The sequence below is a fragment of the Castellaniella sp. genome (genome assembly GCF_034675905.1).
Lineage (GTDB): Bacteria > Pseudomonadota > Gammaproteobacteria > Burkholderiales > Burkholderiaceae_B > Castellaniella.
In genome coordinates, this window is sequence record NZ_JAUCCV010000007.1 from 116528 (window position 1) to 130155 (window position 13628).

The window sequence follows — 13628 nt, forward strand, 5'->3', positions numbered from 1 at the left end:
CATCCCCGCACACGGTTCAGCGGCTGGCCAGCCAGCGCACCACCGCGTCGTCAAAGGGCCGCACGGCGGCCGCCCCCGGATGATTGACCAGGCTGACGAGGATGTAGCGCTTGCCGCTGGCGCCCCGCACATAGCCCGCCAGGGCGCGGGAATCCTTCAGGGTGCCGGTCTTCAAATGCGCCTGACCGCGCGTATCGTCGGACCGCAAACGGCGGCGCACCGTACCATCCATTCCCGAAATCGCCAGCGAAGACACGAATTCCGGCATCAGGGGTGAACGCCAGGCCACATCCAGCATCTGCGCCAGCCCTCGCGCCGTCACCCGCCCTTGGCGCGACAGGCCCGAGCCATTGTCCAGCACCCAACCACTGGTATCGACCTGCTGGTTTTTCAGGACCTGCTGCACGGCGCGGCCTGCCGATTCGGGTGTGGCGCCCGGGCCGTTCATGTCCGCTCCCAGCGTCAGCAAGGTCATGCGGGCCATGACGTTGTTGCTGTGCTTGTTGATCTGGCGAATGACGTCGGACAGCATGGGGGAGTCATGCCAAGCCAGCACGTCGGCCTGCGCGGGTACGCGGCCCTGCGTAAACCCGCGTCCCAGAGTGCCACCCAATTCGCGCCACAGCATCCTGAACAGCGCCTCGAAATGATCCGTCTGCGAACCGGCCAGGCGGTACAGACTGAATTCACCGCAGCTGCCCCAGGCTTTGCCCGTCAGGCGAATCGTCGTCGCCTGCCCCTGCACCAGGGCATCGGCGGCGAAATTGCTGGCGGGCCGACACTGCCCGTCCTGCCATTCCAGACGCCCCTCGACGCGCACGCCGGGGGTCGGCGGATCAATGATGGGGACCCATTGGCGGTTGGCCCCGTCCGGCTGGAACAGGATGCGGGTCGCACCAAAGCCGACCATCATGGCATCGGGGCTGGCGTTGTACGGACGATCGGGCGAATCGTCGAAATCCCCCGGATCGATGCCGACCTGACCAAACAGGCTGCGGTCCACGACCACATCCGTCAGGTTCTTGATGCCGCGCAGACGCAGCTCGCGCAGCACGTTCCACAGGTCTTCGACCGTGAACCAGGGGTCGCCCGCCGCCTTGATGTACAAAGGCCCTTGCAAAGTGCCCTGCGCATCGACCCGGGCGCCGGCGCCTGCCAGGAACTGGGTCCGCCAGACATAGTCGGGTCCCAGCACCGACAGCGCGGACCAGGTGGTGACCGTTTTCATGACCGATGCCGGATTGCGCGGCACATCGGCCTGGATGCGGCTGATCACCGGACCGCCCGCCTCACGGATTTCCAGCGACAAAGCGGAGTCCGGCAATTTGGTGGCCTTCCAGGCTTTCTGCAATTCGGGCGGCAGGGCCTGGGCCGACACGCTGGCGGCCGCACCGGCCAACAGCCCGGCGGCCAGCAAGGCGTGCACCAGGCGCGCCCCGCCGTGCTTTGCGCGGGCCAAGCGGCGGCCCAATGGAAGGAACCGTCTGTAATCCTGTTGCTGTGCCTGACCCATGCCGCCACCCGACAAAAAGCGTCAGCATAATCCAAAGAGGGATGGGACTAAAATACGGGCCAATTTTCCTTTCCTCCTGTAAGCGCCTGATACATTCGTGACCCCAGAACTGGACCTCTCCGACTTCGACTACGACCTGCCTCCCGAACTGATCGCCCAGCACCCCGCCGAACGGCGCGATGCCAGCCGATTGCTGCACCTGGATGACGGCGGCGCACTGCACGACCGGCAATTCACGGATCTGCCCGGCCTGCTGCGCGCCGGCGATCTGCTGGTCTTCAACAACACGCGCGTCATCAAGGCGCGCCTGCGCGGCCACAAGGCCAGCGGAGGACAGGTGGAAGTCCTGGTAGAGCGCATCCTGGACCCGCAACGCGCCCTGGCGCACGTGCGCGCCAGCAAATCCCCGCGCCCCGGCGCCCGCCTGCTGCTGGCCGACGGCGCCTTTGAAGCCGAAGTGCTGGGCCGCCAGGATGAGCTCTTTGAGTTGGCTTTCCCCGCCCCCGTGCTGGATCTGCTGGATCAGCATGGCAGCGTTCCCTTGCCACCCTATATCACCCATACGGCCGACGCCGACGACGAGTCCCGCTATCAAACGGTGTACGCCGAACAGCCGGGGGCCGTCGCCGCCCCCACCGCCGGTCTGCACTTCGACCAGGCCATGCTTGATCGCCTGCAGGCCCAAGGCATCGACCGGGCTTTCGTCACGCTGCACGTAGGGGCCGGGACCTTCCAGCCGGTGCGCGTCACCCATATCCGCGACCATGTCATGCACGCTGAACGCTATGCCGTGCCGGCGGAAACTCTGCAAAAGATCCACGACACCCGCGCCCGGGGCGGACGGGTGATCGCCGTGGGCACGACCAGCGTGCGGTCGCTGGAAGCCGCCGCCCGCGAAGGCGATGGCGAACACGCCACCGAAGGCGATACCCGGATTTTCATCACCCCCGGCTACCGCTTTGCCTTTGTGGATGCGCTGATCACCAATTTCCACCTGCCCCAGTCCACCCTGCTGATGCTGGTCTCGGCCCTGGCTGGCATGGAACCCATCCAGCGCGCCTACGCGCACGCCGTACAATCGCGCTACCGATTCTTCAGCTATGGCGACGCCATGTTCATCGAGGCCGCCCCGACCCCATGACCGGATTGCAATTCGAACTTCTGCACACAGACGGCGCCGCCAGGCGCGGTCGCATCACCCTGAATCACGGCGTCGTCCAGACGCCGATCTTCATGCCCGTCGGCACCTACGGCAGCGTCAAGGCCATGCTGCCGCACGAGCTGACCGACATCGGCGCCCAGATCGTACTGGGCAATACCTTTCACCTGTGGCTGCGCCCGGGCACCGACATCATGGACCGGCACGGCGGCCTGCACGGCTTCATGCAATGGGACAAGCCGATCCTGACGGATTCGGGCGGTTTCCAGGTCTTCAGTCTGGACAGCATGCGCAAGATCACCGAAGAAGGTGTGCGCTTCGCATCCCCCATCGACGGCTCGCGGCAGTTCCTGTCGCCGGAAGAATCCATGCGCATCCAGCGCAGCCTGAATTCCGACATCGTCATGGTGCTGGACGAATGCACGCCCTATCGCATCGATGACCGCCCCGCCACGCACGAGGAAGCCGCCGCTTCCATGCGCATGTCGCTGCGCTGGGCGCGGCGCTCGCGCCAGGCGTTCCACGAGCTGCATAATCCGAATGCGCTCTTTGGCATCATCCAGGGCGGCATGTACGAAGACCTGCGCGACGAATCGCTGGCCGGCCTGACCGACATCGGCTTCGAAGGCTACGCCATCGGCGGCCTGTCGGTGGGCGAACCCAAGGAAGACATGATGCGGGTGCTGGCGCATATCGCCCCGCGCATGCCCGCCCAGGCGCCCCGCTACCTGATGGGCGTGGGCACCCCCGAAGACCTGGTGGAAGGTGTGCGCCAGGGGGTGGACATGTTCGACTGCGTCATGCCCACCCGCAACGCCCGCAACGGCTGGCTGTTCACCCGCTACGGCGACATCAAGATCCGCAATGCCCGCTACCGCGACGACCTGCTCCCCCTGGACCCGGCTTGCGGCTGCCATACCTGCCAGCACTTTTCCCGGTCCTACCTGCACCATCTGCAGCGCGTCGGGGAAATTACCGGCGCCCGGCTGAATACCCTGCACAATCTGCATTACTACCTGAACCTGATGACGGAAATGCGCAACGCCATCGAACAGGGTCAATTCGAATCCTGGCGCCAGGCCTTTCTGCGCGACAGGGCGCGGGGCATCGAATAAAGACGCCGCACAGGGCGACCCATATCTCGCTACAATCAAGAGTTAATCTTATATCCAAACCCCTCATCCAACCCCTGATTTCCCAGGAGCCCCCATGTCCCTCGTTGACACCCTGACCCTGATCCCGGCCCAAGCCGCCGGCGGCGAACCCAATGCGCTGATGAGCATGCTGCCCATCATCCTGATGTTCGTCATCCTGTATTTCCTGATGATCCGTCCGCAGATGAAGCGCCAAAAGGATCACAAGAAAATGGTGGCGGCTCTGGCCAAGGGCGACGAGGTCATCCTGTCGGGCGGCCTGCTGGGCAAGCTGAGCAAGGTCAGCGACAACTACCTGACGGTCGAAATCGCCCAAGCCGGCGACAAGGCAGTCGAGACCATCGTGCAGCGCAGCGCCGTGACGTCCGTCCTGCCCAAGGGCACGATCAAGTCTCTCTGATCCAGGTCCCATCCGGCGCCGCCCATCGGCGGCGCCCGGTCTTTTCAGCCTTCCCTCCCGACCGACCATGAATCGCTATCCTCTCTGGAAGTACCTCATCGTGCTGGCCGCCGTCCTGATCGGCGTGCTCTACACCTTGCCTAATCTTTATGGCGAATCGCCAGCCGTCCAGATCGCAGGGGCGAAAACATCGGTCAAGATCGATCAGAACACGCTGGAAAAAGCGAACCAGGTTCTGCAGCAAGCCAATATCCAGCCCACGGCCAGCTCCTTCGAGATGAATGGTCCGGTGGGTTCGGTGCGGCTGCGGTTCGAATCCACCGACACGCAGCTGCAGGCCAAGGACGCGCTGGAAAAAGCGCTGAATACCGACCCGGGCAATCCGGACTATACGGTCGCGCTGAACCTGATGTCGGCATCGCCCAACTGGCTGACCGCCCTGGGCGCCCACCCCATGTATCTGGGCCTGGATCTGCGCGGCGGCGTGCACTTCCTGCTGCAGGTAGACATGCAAGGCGCCCTGACCAGCCGCTATGACTCCATGGCCGGCGAGGCCCGCACCACCCTGCGCGACGCCAAACTCAAATTCGAAGACGTAGAACGCAACCAGCAATCCGTGCGGGCGACCTTCGCCACCCAGGACGAACGTGACGCCGCCGCCGACGCCTTGCGCCGCGCCATCCCGGAAATGCTTTTTGCGACCAGCCAATCCGGCGGCGCCTGGCTGCTGGACGGCACGCTCAGCCCGACCGCCATCACCCAGGTGCAGAACAGCGCCCTGAAGCAGAACATCCAGACCCTGCACAACCGGATCAACGAACTGGGCGTGGCCGAACCCGTCATCCAGCAACAGGGGGGCGATCGCATCGTGGTCCAGCTGCCCGGGGTGCAGGACGTCGCCAAGGCCAAGGACATCCTGGGCCGCACCGCCACGCTGGAAATCCACATGGTGGATGATTCCCCGTCGTCCATGGCTGCCCTGCAGTCGGGTCGCGTGCCCTTCGGTCTGGTGCGTTACACCGACCGCGACGGCCGCCCGCTGCTGCTGCGCCGCCAGGTCATCCTGACCGGCGAAAACCTGCAGGACGCCCAGCCTGGGCGCGACCAGCAGACCCAGGAACCCACCGTCAACCTGACCCTGGATTCCAAGGGAGCGCGCATTTTCCGCGACATCACCCGCGACAACATCGGCAAACGCATGGCCATCGTGCTGTTTGAAAACGGCAAGGGCGAAGTCGTGACCGCGCCGGTGATCCGATCCGAAATCCCCGGCGGCCAGGTGCAGATTTCCGGCAGCATGACCGCCCAGGAAGCCGCCGACGTGTCCCTGCTGCTGCGCGCCGGCTCTCTGGCTGCGCCGATGCACATCATCGAAGAACGCACCATCGGCCCCAGCCTGGGCGCCGCCAACATCAAGCAGGGCTTTGATTCGACGCTGTACGGCTTTACCGCCATCGCGATCTTCATCATCGCCTACTACCATCTGTTCGGCATGTTCTCGACGCTGGGCTTGTCCTTCAACGTGCTGCTGCTGCTGTCCGTGCTGTCCATGCTGCAGGCCACGCTGACCTTGCCCGGCATCGCCGCCATTGCGCTCACGCTGGGCATGGCCATCGACGCCAACGTGCTGATCAACGAACGGATCCGCGAAGAACTGCGAGCGGGCCTGCCGCCCCAGCAGGCCATACACCTGGGGTTTGATCGCGCCTGGGCGACGATTTTCGACTCCAACCTGACCAGCCTGATTGTCGGGGTCGCACTGCTGGCCTTCGGCACCGGCCCGGTACGCGGTTTTGCCGTTGTTCACTGCATCGGCATCCTGACCTCGATGTTCTCGTCGGTGGTGGGGGTGCGCGCCTTGGCCAATCTGTACTACGGCCGCAAGCGCAAGCTGAAGACCGTGTCGATCGGTCAGATCTGGAAACCCAAGCAAGATTAATCAGGATTCATCATGGAATTTTTCCGCATCCATCGCACCATCCCGTTCATGCGGCATGCGCTGATCCTGAACATCATCAGCCTGCTGACATTCCTGGCCGCCGTTTTCTTCATCGCTTCACGCGGCTTTCACCTGTCGATCGAATTCACCGGCGGCACGGTGATGGAAGTCCACTATGCCCAGACGGCGCCCGTGGGCGACATCCGCACCGCCATCGATGCGCTGGGCTACAAGGACTTCCAGGTGCAGAACTTCGGCACCTCACAGGACGTGATGATCCGCCTGCCGATCCGTCCCAACGAAGACACCGCCACGCAAAGCCGCACGGTGCTGTCCGCCCTGCAGGCCCAGCACGCCGAGGTGCAGCTGCGCCGAGTCGAATTCGTCGGCCCGCAGGTGGGCCAGGAACTGCTGCACAACGGCCTGATGGCGCTGCTGTTCGTGGTGGTGGGCATCATGGCGTACCTGGCCGTGCGTTTCGAATGGAAGCTGGCCGCCTCGTGCGCCATCGCCAACCTGCACGACGTGGTGATCATCCTGGGATTTTTCGCCTTCTTCCAGTGGGAATTCTCGCTGTCGGTGCTGGCCGGGGTGCTGGCCGTGCTGGGCTACTCGGTGAACGAATCTGTGGTGGTGATGGACCGGATCCGTGAAAATTTCCGCAAGATGCGCAAGGCCTCGGTGCGGGAAATCATCAACCTGTCCATCACGCAGAACATTTCCCGGACGATCATCACGCACGGTTCGACCCAGATGATGGTGCTGTCGATGTTCTTCTTCGGCGGCCCCACCCTGCACAACTTTTCCCTGGCCCTGACCATCGGGATCTGGTTCGGGATCTATTCGTCCGTGTTCGTCGCCGCCGCCCTGGCGATGTGGATGGGCATCCGCCGCGAAGACCTGGTCAAACACGTCAAAAAAGAAGGCACAGAAGTGGAATTGGGATAAGCCAGGACGCGGACAGGTCCCTGCGGACCTGTCCGCGTCTGTCTTATCGGAGCGGCCTGCAGAGGGCCTTACCTCTCAGTCGCCCGCCGCCCCAACGCCGCCACTCCCAGCACCGCCGCTGCCCCGGCGCACAGCGCCGGCAGCCCCCATTCCCCGCCTAAGCCCCACAACGCCATCACGCGATCCAGCTGGTAGCCGGTCGCCATCAGGCCTGCGCCGGTCAGCCCCAAGGTCGCCGATACGGCCTGTGGCCGAAACAAGAGCAGGGACACCACGCCGGCCGTCAAGACGATGATCGCCAGCCATAGCACGGCGTCGCGCAAGGGCACGGGAGACGAAGGCCACAGGCGATCCAGGATGCCGGGCTCCTTCACTTGATACCCCAGCGTGCCGGATACCGCGACGCCGGCCAGGGATTCCACCTGCCAGTTCAGCGCATAGATGCCGTACGCCGCCTCGGGAGGCACGGGCACACGGAATTCTGCGCCGGCATCACGAATCGCATACAAAGGTTGCGCCAGCCCCTGCGGATCGACCAGATCGATCCGCGCCATCCTGACGGCTTCACTGAACACCAGGGATATTTCTGCTGGCGGTTGAGCCAGGGTGCTGCCCGACGGCAAGGACGTCGCAACCAGTGCGGGGCCTCCCCAGGCAATCTGTGACCAGAGCAGCAGGCAGGCGGCAAGAAATGACTTCACGACATCGACGGGGCTGAATAACGTGCGCCAGTATAGGTCCTTTCCAGACCTTGGCCGCAGGCCACAAGGCCCTGTTCCCGGCGCCCTCCGCCCAAACCCGGATGACACGCCCATCCGGATACCCGGCCTGCAGTAAAATAGAAGATTACCCATCCTTTACCGCCCCCGGGATATAAACCCGCCCCGGCGATCCGACATGCAAGAAACCCCTGCACGCCGCCCAGGCGTCATCCCCGCTTCCCGTGAATCCGCAGACCACCTGAAAGACCAGGCCTGGCGCATGGCCCAGGATGAAACCCTGGCCAGCCTGCTGCAGCCCATGGAACCCGGCCAGCACAAAAAATTGTTCATCCGCACCTTCGGCTGCCAGATGAACGAATACGATTCCGAAAAAATGGTCGACATCCTGCGCGCGAGCAAAGGTGTCGAACTGACCGACACCCCGGATGACGCGGACATCATCCTGTTCAACACCTGTTCGGTGCGCGAAAAGGCGCAGGAAAAGGTCTTTTCCGACCTGGGCCGAGTCCAGCATCTGAAGCAGGCCAAACCGCACCTGGTGATCGGCGTGGGCGGCTGTGTCGCCAGCCAGGAAGGCGAGGCCATCGTGCGCCGCGCCCCGTATGTCGATGTGGTGTTCGGCCCGCAGACCCTGCATCGCCTGCCCGAACTGATCGACCGCCGCCGTGCGACCGGAAAATCCCAGGTGGATATTTCCTTTCCGCTGATCGAGAAATTCGACGCCCTGCCGCCTGCCCGCATGGAAGGGCCCACCGCTTTTGTCTCCATCATGGAAGGCTGCAGCAAATACTGCAGTTTCTGCGTGGTGCCCTACACCCGGGGGGCGGAAGTCTCGCGCCCCTTTGATGACGTGCTGACCGAAGTCGCCGATCTGGCCGACCAAGGAGTGCGCGAAGTCACGCTGCTGGGCCAGAACGTCAATGCCTATCGCGGCCCCGTCGGAGACGCCGGAGACATTGCCGACTTCGCCATGCTGCTGGACTACGTCCACGATATTCCCGGCATCGAGCGCATCCGCTACACCACGTCTCACCCGAAAGAAATGACCGCCCGCCTGATCGAGGCGCATGGGCGCTTGCCCAAGCTGGTGCCCTTTCTGCACCTGCCGGTGCAGGCAGGCAGCGACCGCGTGCTGGCCGCCATGAAACGCGGCTACACCGCCCTGGAATACAAATCCATCATCCGGCGCCTGAAAGCCGCACGGCCCGACATCACGCTCTCCTCGGATTTCATCATCGGCTTTCCCGGTGAAACCGAAGAAGACTTCCAGAAAACGCTGGATCTGGTGCGTCATGTAGGTTTTGACCAGTCCTTTTCGTTTGTGTATTCCAAACGCCCCGGCACGCCGGCAGCCGATCTGGACGACCCCGTCCCCCAGGCCGACAAGCTGGACCGTCTGCACCGGCTGCAGACTCTGATCAATGAGCAGGCCGCCGCCTACAGCCAGGCCATGGTCGGCAGCATCCAGCGCCTGCTGGTCGAAGGCCCCTCCAAAAAGGACCCGCAGGACATGAAAGGCCGCACGGAAAACAACCGCATCGTCAACTTTGCCGGTCAGCCACGCCTGATCGGCCAGATCGTGGACGTGCGCATCACCCAGGCCCTGACCAATACGCTGCGCGGCGAAATCGTCACCACCGAAACCGATCGGACGGGCGCATGAGCGATACCCGCACCAAACCCGCCGGCAACCGCCCCCTGTCGCTTCAATTGGCGGGCGACAACACACAACTGGCCAATCTGTGCGGCCCGCTGGACGAAAATCTGCGCCAGATCGCACAGGCCTATGACATCACCATCAGCCGGCGCGGCAACCGCTTCAGCGTGCGCGGCAGCCGGGCCCGCGAGGCCGGCCGGGCGCTGCGCTGGTTTCACGAACGGTCGGCGCACACGCCGTTGTCGCTGGACGCCCTGCAGCTGGGTCTGGTTGAACTGAGCAGCCGCGGCACGGTTCCCGTTCGGGACGCAGCCCCGCGCCCCGACCTGCCCGAGCTGCCGCCCGTGGACGAAGACGGCATCAGCCTGCGCACCCGCAAATCCGATCTGCGGCCTCGCACCCCGCGCCAGCGCGATTATCTGAACGCCATCCTCAAGCACGACATCACCTTCGGCGTCGGCCCCGCCGGCACCGGCAAGACCTGGCTGGCCGTGGCCTGCGCCATCGATGCCCTGGAACGCGAATCCGTTTCCAGGCTGGTGCTGACCCGCCCCGCCGTGGAAGCCGGCGAACGCCTGGGCTTTCTGCCCGGCGACCTGGTGCAGAAAGTCGACCCCTATCTGCGTCCCCTGTACGACGCGCTGTACGACCTGCTGGGTTTTGAAAAAACCCAGCGCTTCTTTGAAAAACAGACCATCGAGATCGCGCCGCTGGCCTACATGCGCGGGCGCACGCTGAACCACGCCTTCATCATCCTGGACGAAGCCCAGAACACGACCCCGGAACAGATGAAGATGTTTCTGACGCGCATCGGCTTCGGCAGCAAGGCCGTGATCAACGGCGACCCTTCCCAGGTGGACCTGCCCAAGGGCCAGCAAAGCGGCCTGCTGCATGCCCTGGACGTGCTGGACGGCGTCTCCGGCATCGCCCAGACGCGCTTTACCAGCCGCGACGTCGTGCGCCACCCGCTGGTCGCCCGCATCGTGGATGCCTACGAACAGGCAGGGGACCATGTATCCTGATTTTTCCCTTGGCGTGCAATATGCCATCGCCGCCCCGATGCTGCCGCGCTGGCGTCTACGGCGCTGGGTGGGCCGCGCTCTGGCACAGGCCCTGGCCGCCCCGGACCCCCGCGCCGGCCAGCCCGTCGCTCTGACCCTGCGCCTGGTCGATGCCGAAGAAGGCCGCAGCCTGAACGCCGCCTGGCGGCAACGCGACTATGCGACCAATGTGCTGACGTTTGAATATGGGGCGGACCCGTCCGGCCTGATCAGCGGCGACATCGTGCTATGCCTGCCGGTACTGGAGCGCGAAGCCGCCGAACAGGGCAAGATCTTGCTGCACCATGCGGCCCATCTGACCACTCACGGGGTGCTGCATGCCCTGGGTTACGATCATATTCAGGCCGACGAGGCCGAGCGCATGGAGGCCCTGGAAACCGCCATTCTGGCCGCCCAAGGCATTCCTGATCCCTACCGCCAGACGGACGGCGCCTAAGCGCGCCGTGTTATCGGTTATGCTACAGAATCCCTAGACTCGTCCTTCGGACAATGCCAGACCCTCACTCTTCAGACTCAGAACCCCGACCAACGCCGTCGGCCAATCCTTCCCTGTTCTCCCGACTCAAGGCTCTGCTGCGGCCATCGCCGCCTGCTGACCGCGAGAGTATCCGGGCAGTCCTGGAAGCCGCACACGACCATTCCATCCTGGACGGCGAATCCTATGCCATGATCTCCGGCGCGCTCGAAGTCGCCGACAAGACCGTGGCCGACATCATGGTGTCGCGTTCGCGCATGGATCTGCTGGACGTATCCCGGCCGCTGACCGAGCTGATGCCGGTGATCACCGAAACCGGGCATTCCCGCTTTCCGGTCTACGAGGGCGATCGTGACAACATCATCGGGGTGCTGCTGGCCAAAGACCTGCTGCTGACCCTATCGGATCACGCGCTGGACCTGCGCGCCCTGATCCGCCCGCCGGTATTCATCCCCGAATCCAAGCGCCTGAACGAGCTGCTGCATGAATTCCGCATGAGCCGCAACCACCTGGCCATCGTCATCGATGAACACGGCGGCATCGGCGGCCTGGTGACGATGGAAGACGTGCTGGAACAGATCGTGGGCGACATCGAAGACGAATTCGACGACGAAGACGACAAGACCATTTTCCGCACCGGGGACAATAGCTGGCGCGCCATGGGCACCACCGAAATCGAAGACTTCAACGAAGCCTTCGATGTCCACCTGCCCGACGAGGACTACGACACCCTGAACGGCTGGCTGGCAGCTGAATTGGGCCACATCCCCCGGCGCGGCGAACGCTTCGAGGGTCAGGGCCTGGCCTTTACCGTGGTCGGCGCCGACGGCAAACGCGCCCGCTGGCTGCACGTCCAGCGCCTGAATGGCGCGCCGGACACCGCCCAGGCGCCGGATGCCTGATCCCACCTTCCGCGGCCCGCTGTCATGACGTCCAGCCCCGCGCTTTCCGCATCCCTGGCGCCTGCCAGTCAGGCCGCCGCCGCACATCGGCACGGCTGGCGCAACCAGCTCTGGGTGCTGCTGGCCGGAGCCATACAGGCGCTTTGCTTCGCCCCCGGCCCCCTGCCCGCCTGGAGTCTGCCTTTCGTGCAGATCGCCAGCCTGGCCATTCTGGCCGCCCATGTCTGGGGGGCCTCGGGACCGCGGCAGGCAGCTGCTTACGGCTGGCTGTTCGGACTGGCGCAGTTCACCATCGGGGTGTACTGGCTGACCATCAGCATGCATCAATTCGGCGGGCTGGCCCTGCCCCTGGCCATCGGCGCGCTGCTGCTGTTCGCCGCCGCCATGGCGCTCTATGCGGCCGGCGCCTGCGCCCTGAGCGCGTGGCTGTGCGCCGCCCATAAAAATCCGGAACAAACCGCACTGCGGCAAATCCTGAACGCCGCGACCTGGGCCTGCGCCTGGGCGCTGTTCGAATGGCTGCGCGGGACCTTGTTCACCGGTTTCACCTGGCTGAACGTCGGCTACGCCCATGCCGAAGGCATGTTCGCCGCCTGGGCGCCCTTTATCGGCGTCTATGGCGTGGCCTGGCTGTCTGCCTTCGCCGCTGGGTCCATCGCCCTGATGGCCCGCGCCAAGGACACCTCGTATGATCGCAGCGCGGCCGCCACGATCGCCCTGACGCTGCTGACCGGCCTGCTGGGCATTGCCTGGACCCACATCGACTGGTCACAGACGCATGGCCAGCCTCTGTTGATCCGCTTGGTGCAACCCGCTACGCCGCAATCGGAAAAATTCGACCCTGCCAGCTTTCCCGCCACACAGGCCCGCGCCCGCCAACTGGCAGGCCTGACGGCCAAGACGGCGCAGGACCGCCCTGCGCTGATCATCCTGCCCGAAACCGTCATGCCGATCTTCCAGGATCAGGCGCCGCTGGCCATCTGGCAGCCCTGGCTGGACCTGGCCCGACAGATGGACGCCAGCTTGGTCCTGGGGCTCCCCCTGCACGAGCGCACCGCCACGGGTGATCGCTATACCAATGGCGCAACCGTCATCCACCCCGACGACTCTGCCCCTCCTCTGAGTCCCGGACAATGGCGCTACGACAAACACCATCTGGTCCCTTTCGGCGAATTCATCCCCCCGGGGTTCCGCTGGTTCGTCCAGGCCCTGCAAATTCCGCTGGGGGATTTCGACCGGGGGGCGCTGCGCCAGCCGCCGCTATCGCTGGCGGGCCAGTCCCTGGCGGTGAATATCTGCTACGAAGATGCCTTCGGCGAAGAAATTGCCAGGGCGGTCGCCCCAGGCGAAGACGGCGCACCCGGCGCCAACATTCTGGTCAATCTGAGCAATCTGGCCTGGTTCGGCGATACCTGGGCCTTGCGCCAGCACCTGTGGATCGCCCGGATGCGGGCGCTGGAAACCGCCCGGCCGGTCATCCGCGCCACCAATACCGGCATGACTGCCGCCATCGACCCTAATGGTCAGGTGCGCGGCCAGCTGGATCCAGCCATTCCCGGAGTGCTGGACGTGGAGATCCAGGGCGCCCAAGGCCTGACCCCCTACGTGCGGTGGGGCAACCTGCCGATCCTGATCTGGGTACTGCTGGGGCTGTTCTTGGCCTGGCGCTACCGGCGGCCCGCCCGCACCGACGCCTGA

At 64.6% G+C, this 13628-nt stretch carries 12 protein-coding genes; 10 read left to right on the plus strand and 2 right to left on the minus strand.

From position 1 onward, the window contains the following. Window positions 1-16: 16 nt before the first annotated feature. Complete coding sequence (dacB, locus tag VDP79_RS08215) at window positions 17-1459, minus strand: D-alanyl-D-alanine carboxypeptidase/D-alanyl-D-alanine-endopeptidase (RefSeq protein ID WP_323017725.1); 1443 nt, start codon at window positions 1457-1459, stop codon at window positions 17-19. A gap of 151 nt (window positions 1460-1610) precedes the next feature. Between dacB and queA the strand changes: the two genes are divergently transcribed. The 5 genes from queA (at window position 1611) to secF (ending at window position 7113) form a co-directional block, all read left to right on the plus strand. After that, window positions 1611-2654, plus strand: coding sequence for a tRNA preQ1(34) S-adenosylmethionine ribosyltransferase-isomerase QueA (gene queA / locus VDP79_RS08220; RefSeq protein WP_323017726.1), 1044 nt, complete (start codon window positions 1611-1613; stop codon window positions 2652-2654). Next, window positions 2651-3787 carry a tRNA guanosine(34) transglycosylase Tgt gene (gene tgt / locus VDP79_RS08225; RefSeq protein ID WP_323017727.1) on the plus strand — a complete coding sequence of 379 codons (1137 nt, stop codon included), beginning with the start codon at window positions 2651-2653 and terminating at the stop codon, window positions 3785-3787. Before queA ends, tgt begins: the two co-directional genes overlap by 4 nt. Before the next feature lie 94 nt (window positions 3788-3881). After that, a complete protein-coding gene (gene yajC, locus VDP79_RS08230; protein ID WP_323017728.1) occupies window positions 3882-4226 on the plus strand; it encodes a preprotein translocase subunit YajC in 345 nt (114 codons plus the stop codon). A gap of 67 nt (window positions 4227-4293) precedes the next feature. Then, complete coding sequence (secD, locus tag VDP79_RS08235; protein ID WP_323017729.1) at window positions 4294-6165, plus strand: protein translocase subunit SecD; 1872 nt, start codon at window positions 4294-4296, stop codon at window positions 6163-6165. Between the two features lie 12 nt (window positions 6166-6177). Continuing rightward, window positions 6178-7113, plus strand: a complete 936-nt coding sequence (secF, locus tag VDP79_RS08240; RefSeq protein WP_323017730.1) for a protein translocase subunit SecF — start codon at window positions 6178-6180, stop codon at window positions 7111-7113. Between the two features lie 68 nt (window positions 7114-7181). Here the strand turns inward: secF and VDP79_RS08245 are convergent, their stop codons facing one another. Beyond that, entirely contained in the window at window positions 7182-7814 is a 633-nt protein-coding gene (locus tag VDP79_RS08245; protein ID WP_323017731.1) for a copper resistance CopC family protein, read from the minus strand. A 280-nt stretch (window positions 7815-8094) separates the two neighbouring features. Between VDP79_RS08245 and miaB the strand changes: the two genes are divergently transcribed. The 5 genes from miaB to lnt are packed head-to-tail and all read left to right on the plus strand — an operon-like array spanning window position 8095 to window position 13628. Next, window positions 8095-9498, plus strand: coding sequence for a tRNA (N6-isopentenyl adenosine(37)-C2)-methylthiotransferase MiaB (gene miaB / locus VDP79_RS08250; RefSeq protein ID WP_323017774.1), 1404 nt, complete (start codon window positions 8095-8097; stop codon window positions 9496-9498). Then, window positions 9495-10514 carry a PhoH family protein gene (locus VDP79_RS08255; protein WP_323017732.1) on the plus strand — a complete coding sequence of 340 codons (1020 nt, stop codon included), beginning with the start codon at window positions 9495-9497 and terminating at the stop codon, window positions 10512-10514. The genes miaB and VDP79_RS08255 overlap by 4 nt, the downstream gene beginning before the upstream one ends. After that, entirely contained in the window at window positions 10504-10989 is a 486-nt protein-coding gene (gene ybeY / locus VDP79_RS08260; RefSeq protein WP_323017733.1) for an rRNA maturation RNase YbeY, read from the plus strand. The genes VDP79_RS08255 and ybeY overlap by 11 nt, the downstream gene beginning before the upstream one ends. 53 nt (window positions 10990-11042) lie before the next feature. Next, window positions 11043-11930, plus strand: a complete 888-nt coding sequence (locus VDP79_RS08265; RefSeq protein WP_323017734.1) for an HlyC/CorC family transporter — start codon at window positions 11043-11045, stop codon at window positions 11928-11930. A gap of 24 nt (window positions 11931-11954) precedes the next feature. After that, a complete protein-coding gene (gene lnt / locus VDP79_RS08270; RefSeq protein ID WP_323017735.1) occupies window positions 11955-13628 on the plus strand; it encodes an apolipoprotein N-acyltransferase in 1674 nt (557 codons plus the stop codon).

Excerpts from the sequence above, each read along its gene's own strand:
- ybeY (WP_323017733.1), top strand. The coding sequence starts at position 10,504 with ATGTATCCTGATTTTTCCCTTGGCGTGCAATATGCCATCGCCGCCCCG.
- secF (WP_323017730.1), top strand. The coding sequence starts at position 6,178 with ATGGAATTTTTCCGCATCCATCGCACCATCCCGTTCATGCGGCATGCG.
- lnt (WP_323017735.1), top strand. The coding sequence starts at position 11,955 with ATGACGTCCAGCCCCGCGCTTTCCGCATCCCTGGCGCCTGCCAGTCAG.
- yajC (WP_323017728.1), top strand. The coding sequence starts at position 3,882 with ATGTCCCTCGTTGACACCCTGACCCTGATCCCGGCCCAAGCCGCCGGC.
- VDP79_RS08265 (WP_323017734.1), top strand. The coding sequence starts at position 11,043 with ATGCCAGACCCTCACTCTTCAGACTCAGAACCCCGACCAACGCCGTCG.
- tgt (WP_323017727.1), top strand. The coding sequence starts at position 2,651 with ATGACCGGATTGCAATTCGAACTTCTGCACACAGACGGCGCCGCCAGG.
- secD (WP_323017729.1), top strand. The coding sequence starts at position 4,294 with ATGAATCGCTATCCTCTCTGGAAGTACCTCATCGTGCTGGCCGCCGTC.
- miaB (WP_323017774.1), top strand. The coding sequence starts at position 8,095 with ATGGCCCAGGATGAAACCCTGGCCAGCCTGCTGCAGCCCATGGAACCC.
- VDP79_RS08255 (WP_323017732.1), top strand. The coding sequence starts at position 9,495 with ATGAGCGATACCCGCACCAAACCCGCCGGCAACCGCCCCCTGTCGCTT.